Below are 19,927 nucleotides of genomic sequence, written 5' to 3'. Positions count from 1 at the left end.
ATGAAAAGATTTATTGCAATGCTGCTGATTGTATTGCTAGCCATTAGCTTTATAGGATGCAGCAAAAGCGAACAAAATGTATCTGAAAATCTAGAACAAAAAGATTGGGAAAGTATATTAGAAAGTAGTAAAGGAAGTACTGTTAACTTTTATGGTTGGGGTGGATCAGACAGAATAAATACTTGGATTGATACTTATTTAGCCCCAAGATTGAAAGAGGAATATGATATAACTCTTAATAGAGTTCCGATGAATATTGATGATATATTAAATAAGCTTTTAGGTGAAAAGCAGCTTGATGTTAAAGATGGAACTATAGATGTTGTATGGATAAATGGAGAAAACTTTTATACAGCAAAAACTAATGACCTTTTATATGGTCCATTTACTCATAAGCTTCCTAACTTTAGTAAGTATGTAGATGCAGATTCTGTAGAAGTAAAATATGATTTTGGATTTGAAGTAGAAGGATATGAAGCTCCTTATGGAAAAGCTCAGTTTGTAATGATTTATGACAAAGATAGAGTGCAGACTGTACCAAGAAATCATCAAGAATTATTAGAACTTGTAAAAGCTAATCCAGGAAAGTTCACGTATCCAGCACCACCTGATTTCACTGGAAGTGCATTTGTTAGAAATATAATATACGATATTGTGGGATATGAGCAATTTATAAATATGGAAGCTGATAAAGAAAAGATAAGAAAAGAAATCGAACCAGCAATAGAGTTCTTAAAAGAATTAAAGCCATATCTTTGGAGAGAAGGGAAAACTTACCCTGCTACAATAGCACAGCTTGACAATATGTATAGTGATAAAGAAATTTTCATGACTATGAGCTACAACCCAAATTCAGTTTCTGCTGGAATAATTTCGGGACAATTCCCAGAAACAACAGATTCATTTGTATTTGATAAAGGAACAATAGGAAATACTCACTTTTTAGCTATACCATTTAACTCTACTAATAAAGAAGGAGCACTTGCTGTTATAAACTTTATATTAACTCCAGAAGTTCAGGCTTCTAAGTATAATCCAGAAAACTGGGGAGATTTATCTGTATTAGATAATAGTAAATTAAGCCAAGAAGAAAAAAGTATATTTGAAGCTATAAAAGTAGGTAAAGGAGTAGTTTCTTTAGATGAATTATTAAGTCATAGATTACCTGAAATGCCTGCTAACCTAGTTCCTATAATTGAAGAAATATGGCTTGAGAGCATACCAGAGGGTGAGTAAAAATTGAATGAAAAACTAAAACCATACTTATTAATTATGCCAGCTACAATTATCCCTTTAGGGATATTTGTAGCTGCTGTGTTTATTGTATTAATTCAAAGTTTCGGATATTTTCCCGCAGTTGGACTTAATGAATTTACGCTTAAGTATTATATAGATGTTTTAACTGATAAATCATTCTTATCATCTCTTAGGTTTAGTTTTTATGTATCATTAGTATCATCAATAGTTTCAACTTTAGTTGGTGTAATGCTTGCATACTTAATATTAGAAAGTAATCATACAAATTTTATCAAAGATACAATATATAAACTTCCTATAATAGTTCCTCATTCAGTAGGGGTTATACTTGTTTATACTATATTTGCACAAAGTGGGATGTTGGCTAGAGTTTTACATTTTTTAGGAATGGTTAATCAAAGCTCTGATTTTCCTGCACTTATATATGATAGAAATGGAATAGGAATAATAATAGTTTATCTATGGAAAAGTATACCTTTTATAGCGTTTTCTGTATACACAATACTAGGTAATATAAATGATAAGTTATCTCAAGTTGCTTTAAACTTAGGGGCAACAAAAAAAGATATATTTTGGAATATACTTTTACCTCTTTCTATGCCTTCTATAATTTCTTCATTCGTAATTATATTTACATTCTCATTTGGTGCTTTCGAAGTTCCATACTTACTAGGGGCTACAACTCCTAGAGCACTACCTGTTAGAGCATATATAGAATATATAAATCCTGATTTAACAAATAGGCCTTATTCTATGGTAATTAATATGGTGCTTACAATAATATGTGTGTTCCTAGTTTTGATATATGAAAAGATACTGAAATCAATTTACAAAAGGTGACAAAATATGAAGAATAAACGATCCTTTATTATAAATTTGGCAATGTATTTGATGATTTTTTTATTAATATTTCCACTTACAGTTTTGCTAGTTTGGAGCTTTGCTAGCAACTGGCCTTGGCCATATATATTTCCTAGAGATTTCAGCTTAAGGGGTATAGATTACTTTTTAAGTCCAAGTAGCAATTCTATAAACATTCTTATATTTAGTGTTTGTATGTCATTAGGGGTTACTATACTAGCACTATTAGTTAGTATACCAGCTGCAAAGGCTTTAGCACTTTACAACTTCAAAGGCAAAAGACTATTCGGCTTGATGGTGCTAGCACCTTTAATAGTACCTCAAATATCTGTTGCTATGGGTATACACTTAGTGTTTATTAGATTAAGGCTTGCAAATACATGTTTAGGGGTTATGTTAGTTCATTTAATTCCATGTGTTCCATATGCTATTAGAATACTTACAAATGTATTTGAAATAATAGGAGAAACAATGGAACTTCAAGCTAAAGTACTTGGAGCAAATCCTATTCAGATATTTTTTAATATAACTTTGCCATTAATTGCTCCTGGAATCATATCTGCTGGGAGTTTGGTATTTATAGTATCACTTAGTCAATATTTCATTACCTTTTTAATAGGTGGAGGTAGAATAATAACATTTTCGATGGTTATGTTTCCGTTTATACAAAGTGGAGATAGAATGATGGCATCTGTATATAGTCTTGTATTTATAATTACTACTTTGCTGTTGTTATTTGTTATTGAAAAAACTGTAAAGGCTTATTATAAACAAGGAAATAACTTTTATATGTAAGGAGTAGATCTATGTCTAGAATAGATTTAATTAATATATCCAAGTCTTTTGATGAAAAGACAATTCTTGATAATATAAATTTATCCGTATGCGAAGGTGAAATGGTTTCGCTCTTAGGTCCTTCAGGGTGTGGAAAAAGTACAACACTTAAAATAATTTCAGGAATTATAAAGCCAGAATATGGCGACATTTTATTTAATGATGTTTCAGTTATGAATATACCTGTAGAAAAAAGGGGGGCAATAATAGTATTTCAAGATTATTTATTATTCCCTCATATGACAGTTGAAGATAATATAGGATTTGGGCTTAAGATGGCGAAAGTTAAAAAAAGCATAAGGAAAGAAAAAGTTAAAGAATTACTACATTTAGTTCACTTAAATGGTTATGAAAAGAAATATCCAAATGAACTTTCAGGTGGCCAAAAACAAAGAGTAGCTATAGCAAGAGCTTTAGCAGTTGATCCTAAGGTATTACTTTTAGATGAACCATTTTCTAATTTAGATATAAAGTTAAGAGATAGCATGAGAGAGTTTGTAATGGATATACAAAAAAGATTAAAGATAACGACAATACTCGTTACTCATGATAAAGAAGAAGCATTAATGATGTCTGACAAAATAGCAGTTATGTTAGATGGAAGAATAAAGCAGTTTGGAACACCTTATGAAGTTTATAACTATCCAGTATCTAGAGAAGTTGCTGATTTTTTTGGAGAAAAAAACTATATAAGTGGAGATATAAAAGATGGATTATTTGTAAGTGATTTTGGAAGTTATGAGCTTCATAATCAAAATGCTTTAAATATGTGTGCTATGGTTAGGCCTGAAGATATAAAAGTATTTCCTAGGGAATATAGATCAGAGTTAAAAGGAATAATCACAAAGAAGAAATTCGCAGGAGATAAAGTATATTATGATATTTTATGTAATAATAAATCTATAAAGTGTTCAGTAAATTCAGATATTCAATTTGAGATTAATGATGAGGTTTCTATTAATATAGATTTTGGTAAAGCTATCTTCTATGAAGAAGTGGAGGAATAATATGATATCTATAGTAGTTCCAGTTTTAAATGAAGAGAAATCTATAGAAAGTCTTCTTATAAATCTAATTAACCTTGATTTTGATAAAGAAATAATAGTTGTAGATGGTGGAAGTACTGATAACACTAAAGTTATAGCTAGTAAATATGCTAAAGTTGTAGATAGTAAAAAGGGTAGGGCTATACAAATGAACACTGGAGCTAAAGAATGTAGTGGAGATATAATTTGGTTTGTTCATTCAGACTCAAAAGTAGATAAAGATTCCTTAAAGCATATTAAAGAAACTATAGATCAAGGTTATATAGGTGGTGGATTTAAATTATACTTTGCAGATAATGGTTCTAAATTTATGAAATATATAGAGATTACCTCTAATTTAAGAGCTAAGTTTTTGGGACTTTACTTTGGAGATCAAGGTATATTTATAAAAAGAGACATTTTTTTAAATGCAGGAGGCTATCCTGAAATTGAAATAATGGAAGATTTTCAGTTTTCTATAGATATAAAAAAACATGGAAAGATGAAAATGGTAAATAAATATATAGGAACATCAGCTAGGAGATTTGAAAAAGGTGGATACCTAAAGACATTTGTGCTTATGCAAAAGATGAAGCTACTTTATGTTCTGGGGGTATCACCATCAAAACTTAGCAAAATGTATAGGGAGGCTAGATGATGAATGCACTGATATTAATGACAAGAGTGCCTATCCCAGGAAAAACAAAAACTCGCTTGATGGAAATTTTGACAGGTGAAGAATGTGCTAGTATACACACATGCTTTTTATTTGACATATTCAATGTTCTTAGTAAGATAAAAGATAATGTAGATGTATATTTAACTTATACTCCAGAAGATGAATTTAAATTAATGGAAAGTATTATTCCAAGTTATATAAGTGTATTTGCACAACAAGGTGAAACTCTTGGAGAAAGAATGTCAAACAGTATTGAATATTTATTAAACAATGGATACTCAAAAGTTATATTGATAGGTTCTGATATTCCAGATATTCAAAGTGATGATATTATTAAAGGATTTGATATTTTAAATAAAAATGATTTGGTACTAGGCCCAACTTTTGACGGTGGATATTACCTAGTAGGAATGAAAAACATATATAAAAGTATATTTAGTGACAATATAAAGTGGGGATACAAATCTGTACTTGAAGGAACTTTAGATATATCAAATAAACTAGGAATAAGTGTAGGACTTGCGAAAAAATATAAAGATATAGATACGAAAGAGGATTTAGTGGATTTTTGGAATAGAGTAAAAAGTGGTTATTTTGAAGATAAGATTTCTCCACAAAATACAATAAACTTTCTAAGGAAATATTGGGGTGATAATTGCTATGCTGAAAGATACATTAAAGGATAAAATAAAAAGCTATATAAAAGATAATAATATAAATAAATATATAAACATTGATGGGAATTTTGATGTTGATTTTCTAGCGCAAGGTGAATATAATGTTAACTTTATTGTGTATGATCAAAAAAATAAATATGTATTTAGAGTAAACACAAATAGTCAGCTTCAACTTGACAATCAAATAAAGTATGAATACGATGCACTCAAAAAACTTGAGATAAGTGGCGTAACACCTAAAGTATATTTTCTTGATGATAGTAAGAACTATATAAATTATGGAATCTTGATAATGGAATATTTAAATGGCAGACCTTTAGAATACAACAAAGATTTACGAAAATCTGCAAAAATCTTTTCGAATATACATTCTATAGATACAACTAAAGGAGATTTTTCAAATTTTATAATTGAAGAAAATATACTAAGTGATAGGATAAATGAAGGTGAAAGACTTTTAAATACATATATGAAAAGTGATATTGTAGATAAAAGTCAAAAAGAGTTTTTTTATAGTTTTCTAAACTGGTGTAAAGAAAACAAAGATAAAGAAAAATATTTTAGACAAGACAAGTGGCATGTTATAAATAATACAGAAGTGAATTCACATAATTTTATTATAGGAGAAAAAGAGAGCTTTTTGATAGATTGGGAAAAGCCAGTAATAAGTGATCCGTGTCAAGATATAACTCAATTTTTAGCACCTACAACTACTCTTTGGAAGGCTGACTATGTTTTAAGCAAAGAAGAAAAAGAAATATTCTTCAAAGAATATATAGCTAGGCTAGATGAAGACAAAAATATAAAAGAGAGAGTGCACTTATATACCCCGTATTTATATCTAAGAGCATTATCTTGGTGTGCATATGCGTTTATAGAATATCAAGATCCTAATAAAGATATAAAAAATATGGATACATTCAAAAAAATAAAACAATATCTAGATATAGACTTTATGAGAAACTTACTGAAAGACTATATCTAGATTATACAGAGATTGTAAAATTTAAAGTTACATTAGGAGTGATAGTAATTTCAAGTAATATACTTGCTGAAGCACTCCTTGTAGCTTGAGAGAAAGTTAAGGTAAATGGTATGTTAGCCTTAATAAGAAGACAGGTTATCACATTTAGCTGAGAAAACTTTATACCATCACAGTTAAACAAAAGTTTGAAAAGTTCCGATCCTAAAATTACTTCAAAGTCTTTATTTAAGTGTTTTAAAGTAGACATAGGGCTACCTCTCTTTAAAGAAATTTACACTATATAATATGAACTTTTTTGTATTTTGATATATGTTAATTAAAAAATGCTGCGGTAATTATCGCAGCATTTTTAACAAAAACCTCTCTTTGAAGATTTAATAAATTTTATAAATTCATTTTCGAAAGGACTTAAAGAATAGTCTTTTCTATAAGCAACATAAAATTCACAAGTTAGATCTATATTCTCTATATCTATCTTTTTAAGTGTACCATCCTTAAGTTCACGTTTTATACTAAGTTCTGGTATAAAAGATATTCCCTTTCCTGCTATAACAGAAGACTTTATAGCTTCCATAGAATTAAGTTCATATATTATGTTAAGATTGTCAATAGACAAACTATCACTTAGTCCTTTTATTATTGTGTCTCTAACTCCTGATCCTTGCTCCCTAAATATTAAAGGAAGTTTAACAAGTTCATCTAATGTTATAGTATCTTTCATAAGTGGCAAAGATGTAACTAAAAGCAATCTATCTTGAGTTATCTTAACTGTTTGTATGTTTTTTTCTTTTATATCACCATGAATAATACCGATATTTATATTTCTATTGATAAGGTTTTCTATAACTTCGCTTGTATTAGAAATCTCCATATTAATCTCAACATCTTTGTGGTCTTGCTTAAATACATATATACTACAAGGAAGTGCATATTCACCTATAGCTTTACATGATCCAATCAATAGATTCTTTCTATTTACCTTTAGGTTCTCTAAATCTCTATCTATATTTTCTTGCAAAGATAATATGGTATTAGCATAATCAAATACTATTTTACCTCCTTCTGTAAGTTCAACACCTCTATTGCTCCTATTTAATAGACTTATTCCAAGGTCCTTTTCAAGAGATTGTATTTGCATACTAAGCCCAGGTTGTGTAAGATGTAAGACTTTAGCCGCCTTAGAAATACTATTTAGCTTTACAGTTACGAAAAAAGATCTTAAATATTGCAAGTTCATATCATCACCTATAATGAGTTATTTTTGTTATTGAATATAATTATATCATAATTAATCGAAAATTAATAAATAAGTTTTTAAAATAGATGACAAGAATTGACTATGTGTAATTTTTAACGTTAATAATTTATTATTATATACTATAACTATTACTTATTATATTTTTAACATTATCTATAATATAATAAATAACAGATAAGGCACTTGACAGAATTATCATTTTGATAGATAATATGAAGTGCGTTAAGGACAAATTTCATTACATATGTCTATTATCGGGATACATATCCGTTCCGATAAAAGATAAATAATTAACCAACGAATTTAAGGAGGGTAAAAGATGAAAAAGGTTTTAGCACTAGCTTTATCTCTAATGCTTACAGTTGGAGCAGTGGGATGTAGCAAAGTAGACGTAAAGTCTGAAGAAGAATTAAAAGAACAAAAAGGAAAGTATGCTGACTACTACAATCAAGACATACTTATAAGCGCTATTGAAGCTAACGAAATACTTGAAAGTGACGAAAAAGTTGTTCTTGTTGACATAAGACCAACAGCTGAGTATGTTTTAGGACATATTCCAGGAGCTATAGATATATGGAGACCAGCATACGAAAATAAAGATCACCAATTTGGTGGAATGGCAGCAACAAGAGAGCAAATGGAAGAATTCTTAGGAAGTATAGGTGTAGATAACGAAACTTTAATACTTGCATACGATGCAAAAGGTGATTATGACGCTGCAAGACTTTGGTGGATATTAGATATGTATGGATATGACAACATAAAATTAATAGATGGTGGATTAAATGGATGGAGAGCAGCAGGACTTCCAACTAGAACAGGAGCAAGACCAGCTGTAACACCAACAGAATTCAAATTCCCTAATCCAGAAAACAAAAGTAAGTTAGCTACTATAGAAGATGTAAAAGCAGCTATTAACGATCCAAATGTAATAATACTTGATACTCGTTCATTAGAAGAAGCTACAGGTGAAAAACGTTTAGGAGATGTGCCAAGAGCAGGAAGAATACCAACGTCTGTATGGCTTGAATATGTAAATACATTAAATACAGGCGATGGAGCAGATGATACATTCAAAACTGCAGAAGAATTAAAAGCTTTATTTGAAGAACATGGAATAACTAAAGATAAAACTATAATAGCATACTGTCAATCAGCAGTTAGATCTGCTCATACTACATTTGTTTTAACTCAACTTTTAGGATATGAAAATGTTAAGAACTACGATGGTTCTTGGATTGAGTGGAGTGCAACTCAAGATGTAGAAGTAGAAACAGGAGCTTTAAAATAATAAAATAGGGGGCATGCCCCCTATTTTCATAACAAATAAGGAGGTACAATCATGAAAGGCGAAGAAAAAAAAGCTGGAAAAGGTAAGTTAATTGGAATAGTTGCAGTCTTTGCTATAGTTATAATTTTAATGAGGCAGTTTGGGTTATTCCAATATATAAGTATAGAAAATCTTCAAAACCTAAAGAATTGGATCAATGGATTTGGAATTATGGGACCTATCATATATATATTACTTTATAGTGTTGCCGCACTATTCTTTTTACCAGGATTACCTATTGCTCTTTTAGCAGGATTTGCATTTGGACCTATAATGGGTGCTTTATGGGCTGCAACAGGAGCAACTATTGGTGGTACTTTAGCTTTCTTAGTTGCTAGATATGCTGCAAGAAGCATGGTAGAAGGATGGGTTGAAGGAAACGAGCAATTCAAGAAAATAGATGAAGGTGTTGAAAAACAAGGTTGGAGAATGCTTATGATAACTAGATTAGTTCCAGTATTCCCATACAATCTTCAAAACTTTGCGTACGGATTAACTAAAATCAATTTAGTAACATATATTATAGTTTCTTTCATATGCATGCTTCCAGGAGCTGCAGCATTTACTTTCATGGCAGGATCTATTGCTAGTGGCGAAGGAGATATGAAAAAGACATTTATGTACCTAGGAATAGGAGCTATATTCTTTGTTATCGTTTCTTTAATTCCAGGATGGTTACAAAAGAAAAAGGGTGTAAATCTATAATAAAAACAGATAGGGTAATCTCTATCTGTTTTTTCTATTCAAAACATTTTTCATTTTTGCTATAATACTAACTATGATAAAAGCTAAAAAATAAAAGAGGTGAAATATTGATTATTAATATATTAGAGCAAATACCTGGTATTTTAATTGCTATTTCTGTACATGAGTTTGGACATGCACTTACAGCATATATGCTAGGAGATGATACTGCTAAAAGATACGGTAGATTAACATTAGATCCTTTCAAACATATAGATGCACTTGGTATGCTGGTTATGTTTATAGCTAGGTTTGGGTGGGCAAAACCTGTTCCAATAGATGATAGGAATTTCAAAAATAGGAGACTTGGGATATTCTTAGTTAGCATTGCAGGACCGATATTTAATATAATTACATCGATACTAATTATATATATAATTAAGATTCAGTATACTGTTTTAAATATGTATGCATTAAATAGGATATTATCTTATGCATTTAGATTTAATATTATGTTTGCATCGTTTAATCTACTTCCAATCCCACCTTTAGATGGTTCTAAAATACTATTATCAATTATTCCAAGTAATTTCAAAAGATATTACTTTAAATATGAAGAAATGGGATCTATAATATTACTACTTTTAGTTTTTACAAATAAAATAGGACTACTAATTACGCCTATATATACTGTTATAAGTGGTATAGTAGCTTTATTTATATAGGAGGAGGAAGATGGGATATAATATATCTTTAAAAGCATACGAAGGCCCACTAGATCTTTTATATGATCTAATAGTAAAAAATAAGATAGATATATATGATATATCTATCTCGCAGATAACAGACCAATATATAAGTTATATGAAAGAAATGGAGAAAATGGATCTTGAGATAGCTAGTGAATTTGTAATAATGGCATCAAAACTTCTAGAAATGAAGTCTAAATATCTATTATTTAAGAAAACTGAAGAAGATGAAATAGATCCAAGAGAAGAACTTATAGAAAGATTAATTGTATATAAGAAATTTAAAAATGCATCACAGTTTCTAAGAAATAGACAAGATGAAGGAAGTGGAGTGTTCTTTAGAAAAAGAGAAGAATTCTTTCAAGAAGAGAAAATAGATTTAACAAACCTTAGTGTAGATATGTTAATTAATTTCTTGCCGAGTCTTCTTAAAGAAAAACAAGTTAAAGATGACACATTCCCTAGGATATATAAGGTTCAAACAATATCTCTTGAGGACCAAATAAATTATGTTAGATTTAGGATAAATAAAGAAGGAAAATTATCTTTTAAAGAATTAATAAAGAGTGAAGATAAAGAGGAGATAATAGTTACATTCTTATCTCTTTTAGAACTAATAAAGACTAAAGAAATAGTAATAAATCAAGATACATTTTTTTCAGATATACTGATAAAGAGGGCAGAGTGATTGTATGGAGAATATAAAAATAAAACATGTTATAGAGTCGATATTATTTGCATTTGCAGATCCTATAAGTGCTAAGGATATAAGAAGTGTTATAGGAGAAGAAATAAATGTAAAAGATGTTGTAGAAGCTATTGAAGAGTTAAGAAGTGAATACAATGAGAATAAAAGAGGTATTCAGATACTTAAAATAGAAGAAAAATATCAAATGTGCACTAACAAAGACTATGAAGAATATGTAAAGAAAATGTTAGAGCCAAAGAAAAAGAAAAGCTTAACTCAAGCTACGCTTGAAACTTTAACAATAATAGCATATAAGCAGCCTATAACAAAGGTAGAGATAGAAGAAATAAGAGGAGTAAAGTGTGATAAAGCCATATCAACGCTTGTAGAAAATGATCTTATAAAAGAAGCGGGTAGGCTAAATAAGATAGGAAAACCTATACTATACAAAACTACTGATGAGTTTCTTAAAGTATTTGGACTTGACACAATAAAAGCTCTTCCAGATATAGAAACTTTTGAAGAAAAAATAGAGGCTTAAATTAAGCCTCTATTTTTATAAGCAAAGCAACATCTCTCTTATTATTTTGCAAGCTACAGCAGTAGACACTCCTGTAGGGTCATAATCGGGAGCAAGCTCAACAACATCTGCTCCAACTATATTTAAATTAGACATAAGCTTTATAGCGTCCATCATTTCCTTGAAAGTAATTCCGCCAGGTTCAGGAGTTCCTGTTCCAGGGAATATAGAAGGGTCTAATATATCAAGGTCTATAGTAACATAAACAGGTTTATCCTTTATTTTCTCAACAACATCTTTCAAAGTAGATGTATCAAATTTATTTAAATGAGTATGACCTTCATTAGCCCAATTAAATTCATCTTTAAGACCAGATCTAATTCCAAATTGATATATCTTGTTATCTCCAAGTAAATCCCAAGCTCTTTTTATAACTGTAGCATGAGATAAAGGCTCTCCCATATAATCATCTCTAAGATCTGTATGAGCATCAAAGTGAAGTATCACAAGGTCTTTATGTTTTTCATAAAGAGCTTTTATTGTAGATATAGAAACTAAATGCTCTCCACCTATCATTAAAGGCTTCTTATTAGCTTCTACTATCTGCTTAGAGTAATCATATATCATATCCAAAACTCTATGTTTATTTCCAAATGGAAGCTCTAAATCTCCTGAGTCACATACTTTCTTATCTAAAAGATCTTTATCTAAATAAGGGCTGTAAGTTTCAAGACCGAAAGATTCAACTCTTATTCTGTAACCTGCAAATCTTGATCCAGGTCTAAAAGAGCAAGTTCCATCAAATGGAGCACCAAACATTACTATATCAGAATCTTCAAAAGAATGTTCACATCCAATAAAACTATAGCTATTAAATAGTTCCATTTTCAAAAAACTCCTTTACAAAGTTTGGTAAAGCAAATGATCCAACATGTAGATCAGTATTGTAGTATTTAGTCTTAATACCTAATTCATTCCATTTAGCAGCATCTAAGTCTTTTATAGGATCATACTTTTTAGAAGCAAATCCAAATAACCAGTATCCAGATGGATAAGTAGGTATGCATGCTTGATATACCTTAACTAAAGGAAATATCTTCTTAAGCTTAGAATTAGCTTTCATAGCTGCATCTTGATTTGGCTCATAGAATACAGACTCATTTTGGTTTACAAGTATTCCATCTTCTTTTAATATTCTATGACAATTTGTATAGAACGAAGTAGTGAATAATCCTTCTCCAGGTCCTATAGGATCAGTAGAATCTATTATTATAAGGTCGTATTTTCCATCTTCAGATTCTTCAACAAATTTAACTCCATCTTCATATAAAAGATTTACTCTTGGATTTTCAAGGTCACAAGAAATAGTAGGGAAGAACTCTTTAGCAGCATCGCAAACTAACTTATCGATTTCAACCATATCAACATGCTCGATAGAGTTGTATCTCATAAGCTCTCTTACAGTTCCGCCATCTCCACCGCCTATAACTAATACGTTTTTGATGTTAGGATTAACTGCCATTGGAACATGTACTATCATATCGTGATAAACAAACTCATCTTTTTCTGTAACCATAACAAGTCCGTCTAATGTCATTAGTTTTCCGTACTCATATGTATCTAAAACATCTAACTTTTGGAATTCACTTTGTCCACTAAATAAATGATTCTTAACTTTAAGTGAAAAATTAACATTATCTGTATGTTGTTCTGTGTACCATAGCTCCATAGTATAACCTCCTAAAAATTGTTAATTATATTTTGCGACACAAAACCTGTACCACAGGGTACAGGTTTAATTTTCTCAAAACTATGAAATAATATCCTAAAAAACTGAAAATATATTATACAGTAGCTTTAAAGCTAGTTGGATTTATTTCTTCTTTAGAATGAAGTTTAATCTTGTCAACAATACCTCTTGGAACTTCTGTAGTTTCAGATATTTCAGCTTTTAATTTATCTTTCATATATTGGAACGCAGTCCAAGGATTAACCTCATCACCACAAGTGAAGAAGTCAACAGCAGCATATCCGTACTCTGGCCAAGTATGAATAGTTAAGTGAGATTCCTGAATTACAACAACACCACTAACTCCCCAAGGATTAAATAAGTGGAAATTGCTAGTAACAACAGTAGCCTTAGATTCTTCTGCAGCTTCTACCATAAATTTTTCGATCAGTTTATGATCATTTAATAATTCCTTATCACAGTTATAAAACTCAGCTAAAATGTGTCTTCCTAATTGTTCGATTTTCATATTAAAATTCTCCTTTCTTAATTTGCTAAAAAGACGGCGGGCTTGAAACCCACAATACAGTAGCAATCTTGTTTGAATTATTTATTATATAATGCTCCTTATGAGGAGTGAAATAAAAGCTTTCGCCTTTTTTTACCTTGAACTTTTTCTTGCCTATACAAAGGGTAATTACACCTCTTGTTACATATCCAAATTCTTCACCATTATGAGGTCTATCAATATTTGTTGTACCGTTAGGCTCAATATCTATCAATATAGGTTCCATAATGTGTTTTTGAGAGTTTGGAATTAACCAATGTATAGTATGTTTTAAATCTTCATTTGAAGATTCGTATATATCATCTTTTGTATATACTATCTTTTCTTCTGCTGATTCATTAAAAAACGATTTAAGATCAGTTCCAAGTGCCTCTAAGATATCCATAAGCGTTGCAATAGAAGGAGAAGTTATATCTCTTTCAATTTTTGATATAAATCCTTTAGTTAAGTCACACCTTTGTGCAAGCTCTTCTTGAGTTAATTCATTAAGTATTCTAAGTTCTTTGATCTTTTCTCCTATTCTCAAAATAACCACTCCTAATAAAAGGCAAAAAAATATACTTAGTAAACTCTAAGTTTATTATAAGTGCTATTTCCTAAAAGTAAACTTTTTGTTTACCATATATAATATAAACTAAATTTAAAAAAAGTCAATACTTTAAGTAAAAAATATTTTTCGTACTGATTATTTTTATATTTTTTGTAAATAATAGCTAGTATGAATACATATATAATAGTTTTTGTAGCAATTTTAATTATTGTATTTTTGATAGTAAATTCGAAAGTTAAAATGAGTATAAAATTACTAAAAAACGGAGAAAATGACGAAGTAGTAATAAACATAAGTGCTCTTTATGGTCTTGTAAGATACAAAAAAGAAATTCCATTTGTAGACTTAAATGCAAACAAGGAGGGAGTAAAGTTTAAAGTATCAAAAAGGACATCTTTAGAAGGCAACTTAGTTAATGAACAAAAAGACAGAATAGATATAAAAACCATACTAAGTAATTATGACAAGTATAAGGAAATATTTAGTTATCTATATAAGAAAATAAAAATAAAAGAAGTGATAAGCGAAATAGATATTCGTGATAATAATGTTTTTTCAACTATTATCATATTCAATATAATTCACTTTATATATAGCTTGATACATATACATATAGATGCTAAATATATGTCATTAAGAGTACATCCAGGATTTGAAAAAAAAGAATTCAAAATTTATTTCAAAGGTTCATTTGATATTAGGATTAGAAATTTTTTATATTTAATAAAACACTACAAATTATTTATTAATAATGGAAAGGTTGGTGCATAAGGCATGAATAGCAATAGTCCTATAGAAGATTTAATGAAAACAACCATGGAAAATATGAAAAATATGATTGATGTGAATACAGTAATAGGAGATCCTATAGAAACATCTAATGGTACAGTAATAATACCTATATCTAAAGTATCATTTGGGTTTGCTTCAGGTGGTGGAGAATATAGCAAAGGAAGAAGAGAAAGTGGAAGAGTAGAAGAAGTTACAAAAGAAGGATATCCTTTTGCTGGAGGTACAGGAGCTGGAGTATCAGTTCAGCCTGTAGGATTTATGATAGTAGGAAATAATGAAACTAAATTAATTCCTGTAGACCAGAATATAACAATGGTAGATACAGTCTTAAACACTATTCCAAAAGTTATGGAAAAAATTCAAAATATGATAGATAAAAATAAAGATCATAACACACCTAATCAAGACAGCATGCACTAATAAAAAGCTGCTATTAACTAAATGTTAATAGCAGCTTTTCATTTGTAACCAAAACCTTGATATCTAAATAAAATATACTAATGATATATTTTCCAAGAAGGAAGTGATTAGTATGAAGCCTAATGTATGCGTCGATGCAGGTAGTGAGTACTGTCCTTGTTACTTAGCAGAAACTAAAGACTGCATATTATGTTCTCATCTAAAAGGGGATAAGGTGTGCGACTGTTTATGGCAGGGGGTTTGTATATACAACAAATTCATAAAAAACAATGAAAAAGCTATGGAATTTAAAAAAGACATATTAGTAGATATTAAAGACTGCTATGAAATATTAGACAATGTATACCTTCTAGAACTTAATATTCCCAAAGAATTAGGAGAAGAACTGATAAATCCAGGTTCTTATGTTTTTTTAAGGGGAGGAGAAAAAGTAGAAGAAAAGTTCAATATACCTATTTCAGTTACTGATGTAGATTTAAAACAAAACATCTTAAAAGTAGTAGTAGCAATAAGAGGGCCAAAGACGAAAGAAATTTTAAGAAGTAAGAAGATATATATAAGAGCACCATACAAAAATGGAATATTTGGTCTTAAATATCTTAAAATGCTACAAGACTCAAAAGCACTACTATTATCTGCAGGGATAGCACAAGTAACTCTAATAAAGATAATAAAACAGCTTCTTAAAAACAATAATGAGGTTGTAGTGATAATAGACAAAAATAAAAGACGAGTAGAGTATATAGAAAACTATATATTATCAAATAAACATATAAAATTTATGCATCTAGACTTTAATACAGATATAGAAACTATAAAAAATGAGATAAATGATAATGTAAAGTTAGTCTATTCAGGTGGATCTAATACCTTTAATAAAAAAGTTATGGATATTGTAGACTCAATTGATGAAAGTATAAGTTTAGTAATTAGTAATAATAACTTAATGTGTTGTGGAGAAGGAATTTGTGGAGCGTGTGCAGTTAAGATAAATGATCAAGTAGTAAAAGCATGCAAAACTCAAATTGAGCCTAGATTATATCTAAAGGGGGCTTTAAAATGAAAAAAGTAGTAGTTATAGGTGGTGGATGGGCAGGATGTGCAGCAGCAATATCTGCTAAAAAAGCTGGAGCAGATGTTACATTAATAGAAAGAACAGATATGGTTTTAGGACTTGGAAATGTTGGAGGAATAATGAGAAATAACGGAAGGTATACAGCTGCTGAAGAGAGCATCTTATTAGGAGGAAGAGAATTGTTCGAAATAACTGATGCATGCTCAAGACACAAAGATATAGACTTTCCAGGACATAAACATGCAAGTTTGTATGATGTAAATATAATAGAAGGCGTTGTAAGAAGAAAACTTTTAGAAATGAAAATAAATCTTCTTTTAAAGTCTAGAGTTGTAGATGCTACACTAGAAGGAAATACAATAAAATCTGTGACACTTGAAAATGGGAAAGTAATAAACGGAGATAGTTTTGTGGAAACTACAGGAACAACAGGCCCTATGGGTAACTGTCTAAGATATGGAAATGGGTGTGCAATGTGCGTATTAAGATGCCCATCCTTTGGACCAAGAGTTAGTATAACTCAAAAATGTGGAGTTAAAGACATGATCGGAAAAAGAAATGATGGGAATTATGGAGCTTTCAGTGGATCTGTAAAATTAAATAAAGAATCATTGAGTGAGGAGATAAGAAATGAGTTAAACAAAAATGGACTAGTTGTAATTCCACTTCCAGAGGAAGAAATAAATCAAGGCAAATTAAATATAAAGGTATGTCAGCAATATGCACTTGAAGCATTTGCTAAAAACTTAATATTATTAGATACAGGTCACGCTAAGTTAATGGTGCCATATTATCCACTTGATAAGTTAAGAAAAATAGAAGGATTTGAGAATGCTAAGTACGAAGATCCGTATTCAGGAGGAATAGGTAACTCTATAAGATATTTATCAGTTGCTAAAAGAAATAACAACTTGAAGGTAATAGGAGTTGACAATCTATTTGTAGCAGGAGAAAAAAGCGGATTTTATGTAGGGCATACAGAGGCTATAGTTACAGGATATCTAGCAGGTCATAACAGTGTTAAAAATGCACTTGGAATACCACTTTTAGAGCTTCCAAGAACTATAGCTATAGGAGATTTAGTAGCATATGGAAATGAAATACTAGATAGTGAGGATGGAGATAAGTTAAAAGTAACATTTGCAGGATCTGTATACTTTGAGAGAATGAAAAAGCTTGGACTATATACAATAGATAAGAATTATCTAAAAGATAAGATATTTAAGTTAGGACTGATGAATGTGTATGATGAAAAGATAATTTAGGTTTGAAAAGGAGTAGAAGTATAATATCTACTCCTTAAACTTTTTTGGCTAAGACATAGATTTGAAGAGTAGATGAGTTAATTAGGACTTTATATATAGAGTAAATACAAAGAAAGTGATGAAAAATTTCTTAGCATGCCTAAAAGTACAGTGGTATAATAGTTAATAAATCAGAAAGGGGTAACTTTCTATTACTAAAAAATAACTAAGAAAATATATTGAAATTAGTAAAGGAACTTATATGAATAATAAAAATTGGAAAGATATATCTTATTTGAAATACGGGAGTTTAAAACAAAGAAAATCTTATGAAATACTTATAAATACAAGAATTTTAGATATATTAGGAGATTACACTCCTATATTAGTAGGAACAATACCTATAGAGATTGATATAGAAAATAGTGATTTAGACATTGTATGTAAGGTTGATGATTTTAATATATTTAAAAAAGCATTAGAAGATAATTTCAAAAACTACAAAGAGTTCAGAATTACACATAAAGAAAATGTTTTAGTGTGTAATTTTATAGTAAATAACATTGAAATAGAAATTTACGGTTCAAGTGATGATGTAGATAAATCAAACGGATATAGGCACATGCTTATAGAATATAGATTGTTGAATTTATATGGAGATAATTTTAAAGAAGAGATTATTAATTTGAAAAAACAAGGTCTTAAAACAGAGCCAGCTTTTGCAAAAATATTAAACTTAGAAGGTAACCCCTATGAACAATTGTTAGAACTTGAAATGTATAGTGATGAGAAACTATATGAAATATATAATAAATAGCTATAAATAATGAACTGAATAAGTTATGAAAGCCTAAGGGGGAAATTATGATGAAAAAGGCTTATGAAACAGAAAGGCTTATCCTAAAGTGTATAGATAAAACTTATGCAGAAAAGGATAATCAAAGCAAGATAATAGGTTCAATAGGGTTTAGCAATATTATTAGAGGCTCATTTTTATCTTGCCATCTATAGGCTACAGCTTAGATAAAGATGAAATTAATAAGGGGTATATCACAGAGGCAATTAAAAAGGGGATAGATATTATGTTTAACGAGTTTGGTATTCATAGAATAGAAGCTAATATTATGCCTAAGAACAAAAGATCATTGAGAGTTGTTGAAAAACTAGGATTTTACAATGAGGGATTGGCGTATAAATATTTAAATATGAACGGAAAATGGGAAGATCACATACATATGGTCTTGTTAAATGATAACATGCACTAAAAAGTTCTCTTGTTGAGAACTTTTAATATAGGTGCGTTTTATTTGTATTTATCGTAGCAAACAATTTCATCTAATGCTTTTCTTGGTCTTGGATTTGGATTTTCTGCAGGATAACCAAGAGGTGTTATTGCCACTACTCTAACATTTTCAGGTATTTCAAGAATATCTTTAACTTGATCTTCAAAAAAACCTCCAATCCAGCAGGTACCAAGTCCAAGTTCTTGAGCTTGTAAAATCATATAAGACATAGCAATAGACAAGTCAACAGTGTAGGCAGGCTGACCGCAAGGCATTACAAAGGATTGTTCAGTGGCACACGCAACTATTATCACAGGTGCATCTACAATGAAATTTCTTCCGTTTACTGCAGGCAAAAGTCTTTGCTTTATTTTTTTATTCCTAACAACAATGAACTTCCACTCTTGTCTATTTTTTGCAGATGGAGAAATTCTAGCTGCTTCTAGAATCCTACTTAGCTTTTCATCTTCTATAGGGGTATTTAAATACGATCTGATACTTCTTCTTTCATTTAAAGCTGTTAATACCTTCATTTTATTACCTCCATTAATAAGTTGGATATTATTTATATTATGATAAGAAAGCTAAAATGTTGATTTTTGTATTAGAATAACTTGGTCTATTGATAAAGGCTTTAAAAAAAATATATAAAACAATTCATAGTAAAGTATGCATATATAATATGTGATAAACTTATTGCATATCATATATTTAAAGGA

At 29.7% G+C, this 19,927-nt stretch carries 26 protein-coding genes; 19 read left to right on the top strand and 7 right to left on the bottom strand.

Annotated features, from left to right (window positions below; genetic code table 11):
- Genes CLOTH_RS02765 through CLOTH_RS02735 form a run of 7 tightly spaced genes read left to right on the top strand, consistent with a single transcriptional unit; the run spans position 1 to position 6,318 of the window.
- The gene (locus CLOTH_RS02765; protein ID WP_079410982.1) at positions 1 to 1,236 is read left to right on the top strand and encodes an ABC transporter substrate-binding protein; all 1,236 of its coding nucleotides are present in this window, start codon (positions 1 to 3) and stop codon (positions 1,234 to 1,236) included.
- A 3-nt stretch (positions 1,237 to 1,239) separates the two neighbouring features.
- The gene (locus tag CLOTH_RS02760; protein ID WP_079410981.1) at positions 1,240 to 2,097 is read left to right on the top strand and encodes an ABC transporter permease; all 858 of its coding nucleotides are present in this window, start codon (positions 1,240 to 1,242) and stop codon (positions 2,095 to 2,097) included.
- Between the two features lie 51 nt (positions 2,098 to 2,148).
- Entirely contained in the window at positions 2,149 to 2,913 is a 765-nt protein-coding gene (locus CLOTH_RS02755) for an ABC transporter permease (protein ID WP_331721972.1), read from the top strand.
- Between the two features lie 11 nt (positions 2,914 to 2,924).
- The gene (locus tag CLOTH_RS02750; RefSeq protein ID WP_079410978.1) at positions 2,925 to 3,959 is read left to right on the top strand and encodes an ABC transporter ATP-binding protein; all 1,035 of its coding nucleotides are present in this window, start codon (positions 2,925 to 2,927) and stop codon (positions 3,957 to 3,959) included.
- A 1-nt stretch (position 3,960) separates the two neighbouring features.
- Positions 3,961 to 4,635: a TIGR04283 family arsenosugar biosynthesis glycosyltransferase gene (locus tag CLOTH_RS02745; protein ID WP_079410976.1), complete on the top strand. Its 675-nt coding sequence runs from the start codon at positions 3,961 to 3,963 to the stop codon at positions 4,633 to 4,635.
- Entirely contained in the window at positions 4,635 to 5,342 is a 708-nt protein-coding gene (locus tag CLOTH_RS02740; protein ID WP_079410975.1) for a TIGR04282 family arsenosugar biosynthesis glycosyltransferase, read from the top strand. The genes CLOTH_RS02745 and CLOTH_RS02740 overlap by 1 nt, the downstream gene beginning before the upstream one ends.
- Positions 5,317 to 6,318 (top strand): phosphotransferase, encoded by a 1,002-nt coding sequence (locus tag CLOTH_RS02735; RefSeq protein WP_079410973.1) that lies wholly within the window; start codon positions 5,317 to 5,319, stop codon positions 6,316 to 6,318. Before CLOTH_RS02740 ends, CLOTH_RS02735 begins: the two co-directional genes overlap by 26 nt.
- 1 nt (position 6,319) lies before the next feature.
- On the opposite strand, the gene CLOTH_RS02730 is transcribed toward CLOTH_RS02735, so the two are convergent.
- Both CLOTH_RS02730 and CLOTH_RS02725 read right to left on the bottom strand, forming a co-directional pair.
- Entirely contained in the window at positions 6,320 to 6,565 is a 246-nt protein-coding gene (locus CLOTH_RS02730) for a hypothetical protein (RefSeq protein ID WP_079410972.1), read from the bottom strand.
- Between the two features lie 102 nt (positions 6,566 to 6,667).
- Entirely contained in the window at positions 6,668 to 7,555 is an 888-nt protein-coding gene (locus CLOTH_RS02725; RefSeq protein ID WP_079410969.1) for a LysR family transcriptional regulator, read from the bottom strand.
- A gap of 340 nt (positions 7,556 to 7,895) precedes the next feature.
- Between CLOTH_RS02725 and CLOTH_RS02720 the strand changes: the two genes are divergently transcribed.
- From CLOTH_RS02720 to scpB, 5 genes are all read left to right on the top strand, one after another.
- Positions 7,896 to 8,867 carry a sulfurtransferase gene (locus tag CLOTH_RS02720; RefSeq protein ID WP_079410966.1) on the top strand — a complete coding sequence of 324 codons (972 nt, stop codon included), beginning with the start codon at positions 7,896 to 7,898 and terminating at the stop codon, positions 8,865 to 8,867.
- 51 nt (positions 8,868 to 8,918) lie between these two features.
- Positions 8,919 to 9,611: a TVP38/TMEM64 family protein gene (locus CLOTH_RS02715; RefSeq protein ID WP_079410964.1), complete on the top strand. Its 693-nt coding sequence runs from the start codon at positions 8,919 to 8,921 to the stop codon at positions 9,609 to 9,611.
- Positions 9,612 to 9,718: 107 nt separating this feature from the next.
- Positions 9,719 to 10,315, top strand: coding sequence for a site-2 protease family protein (locus tag CLOTH_RS02710; RefSeq protein WP_331721971.1), 597 nt, complete (start codon positions 9,719 to 9,721; stop codon positions 10,313 to 10,315).
- 10 nt (positions 10,316 to 10,325) lie between these two features.
- Positions 10,326 to 11,027: a segregation and condensation protein A gene (locus CLOTH_RS02705; protein ID WP_079410960.1), complete on the top strand. Its 702-nt coding sequence runs from the start codon at positions 10,326 to 10,328 to the stop codon at positions 11,025 to 11,027.
- 4 nt (positions 11,028 to 11,031) lie between these two features.
- Entirely contained in the window at positions 11,032 to 11,568 is a 537-nt protein-coding gene (scpB, locus tag CLOTH_RS02700) for an SMC-Scp complex subunit ScpB (RefSeq protein ID WP_079410958.1), read from the top strand.
- Between the two features lie 15 nt (positions 11,569 to 11,583).
- Here the strand turns inward: scpB and speB are convergent, their stop codons facing one another.
- The 4 genes from speB to CLOTH_RS02680 form a co-directional block, all read right to left on the bottom strand.
- A complete protein-coding gene (gene speB / locus CLOTH_RS02695; RefSeq protein WP_079410956.1) occupies positions 11,584 to 12,432 on the bottom strand; it encodes an agmatinase in 849 nt (282 codons plus the stop codon).
- Positions 12,419 to 13,276, bottom strand: a complete 858-nt coding sequence (gene speE, locus CLOTH_RS02690) for a polyamine aminopropyltransferase (RefSeq protein ID WP_079410954.1) — start codon at positions 13,274 to 13,276, stop codon at positions 12,419 to 12,421. The genes speB and speE overlap by 14 nt, the downstream gene beginning before the upstream one ends.
- 115 nt (positions 13,277 to 13,391) lie before the next feature.
- Positions 13,392 to 13,805: an adenosylmethionine decarboxylase gene (gene speD, locus CLOTH_RS02685; protein ID WP_079410952.1), complete on the bottom strand. Its 414-nt coding sequence runs from the start codon at positions 13,803 to 13,805 to the stop codon at positions 13,392 to 13,394.
- Between the two features lie 25 nt (positions 13,806 to 13,830).
- On the bottom strand, positions 13,831 to 14,370 hold the full coding sequence (locus tag CLOTH_RS02680; protein ID WP_079410950.1) for a helix-turn-helix domain-containing protein: 540 nt from the start codon (positions 14,368 to 14,370) through the stop codon (positions 13,831 to 13,833).
- Between the two features lie 192 nt (positions 14,371 to 14,562).
- On the opposite strand from CLOTH_RS02680, the gene CLOTH_RS02675 reads away from it, so the two are divergent.
- From CLOTH_RS02675 to CLOTH_RS02650, 7 genes are all read left to right on the top strand, one after another.
- Positions 14,563 to 15,165: a hypothetical protein gene (locus tag CLOTH_RS02675; protein WP_079410948.1), complete on the top strand. Its 603-nt coding sequence runs from the start codon at positions 14,563 to 14,565 to the stop codon at positions 15,163 to 15,165.
- A 3-nt stretch (positions 15,166 to 15,168) separates the two neighbouring features.
- Positions 15,169 to 15,606 carry a GerW family sporulation protein gene (gene ytfJ, locus CLOTH_RS02670; RefSeq protein WP_079410946.1) on the top strand — a complete coding sequence of 146 codons (438 nt, stop codon included), beginning with the start codon at positions 15,169 to 15,171 and terminating at the stop codon, positions 15,604 to 15,606.
- A gap of 112 nt (positions 15,607 to 15,718) precedes the next feature.
- Positions 15,719 to 16,669 (top strand): sulfide/dihydroorotate dehydrogenase-like FAD/NAD-binding protein, encoded by a 951-nt coding sequence (locus CLOTH_RS02665; RefSeq protein WP_079410944.1) that lies wholly within the window; start codon positions 15,719 to 15,721, stop codon positions 16,667 to 16,669.
- Positions 16,666 to 17,946, top strand: a complete 1,281-nt coding sequence (locus CLOTH_RS02660; RefSeq protein WP_079410942.1) for an FAD-dependent oxidoreductase — start codon at positions 16,666 to 16,668, stop codon at positions 17,944 to 17,946. The genes CLOTH_RS02665 and CLOTH_RS02660 overlap by 4 nt, the downstream gene beginning before the upstream one ends.
- A 241-nt stretch (positions 17,947 to 18,187) precedes the next feature.
- Positions 18,188 to 18,742: a DUF4269 domain-containing protein gene (locus CLOTH_RS02655; RefSeq protein ID WP_079410940.1), complete on the top strand. Its 555-nt coding sequence runs from the start codon at positions 18,188 to 18,190 to the stop codon at positions 18,740 to 18,742.
- Between the two features lie 50 nt (positions 18,743 to 18,792).
- Entirely contained in the window at positions 18,793 to 18,936 is a 144-nt protein-coding gene (locus CLOTH_RS10765; RefSeq protein ID WP_331721969.1) for a hypothetical protein, read from the top strand.
- Complete coding sequence (locus CLOTH_RS02650; protein ID WP_331721968.1) at positions 18,924 to 19,190, top strand: GNAT family N-acetyltransferase; 267 nt, start codon at positions 18,924 to 18,926, stop codon at positions 19,188 to 19,190. Before CLOTH_RS10765 ends, CLOTH_RS02650 begins: the two co-directional genes overlap by 13 nt.
- Positions 19,191 to 19,228: 38 nt before the next feature.
- On the opposite strand, the gene CLOTH_RS02645 is transcribed toward CLOTH_RS02650, so the two are convergent.
- A complete protein-coding gene (locus CLOTH_RS02645; RefSeq protein WP_079410938.1) occupies positions 19,229 to 19,741 on the bottom strand; it encodes a nitroreductase family protein in 513 nt (170 codons plus the stop codon).
- Positions 19,742 to 19,927: the final 186 nt, after the last annotated feature.

This window comes from Alkalithermobacter paradoxus (genome assembly GCA_002029295.1).
Classification (GTDB): Bacteria; Bacillota; Clostridia; order Peptostreptococcales; family Peptostreptococcaceae; genus Alkalithermobacter; species Alkalithermobacter paradoxus.
This window is presented reverse-complemented; position numbering and strand designations above follow the sequence as displayed.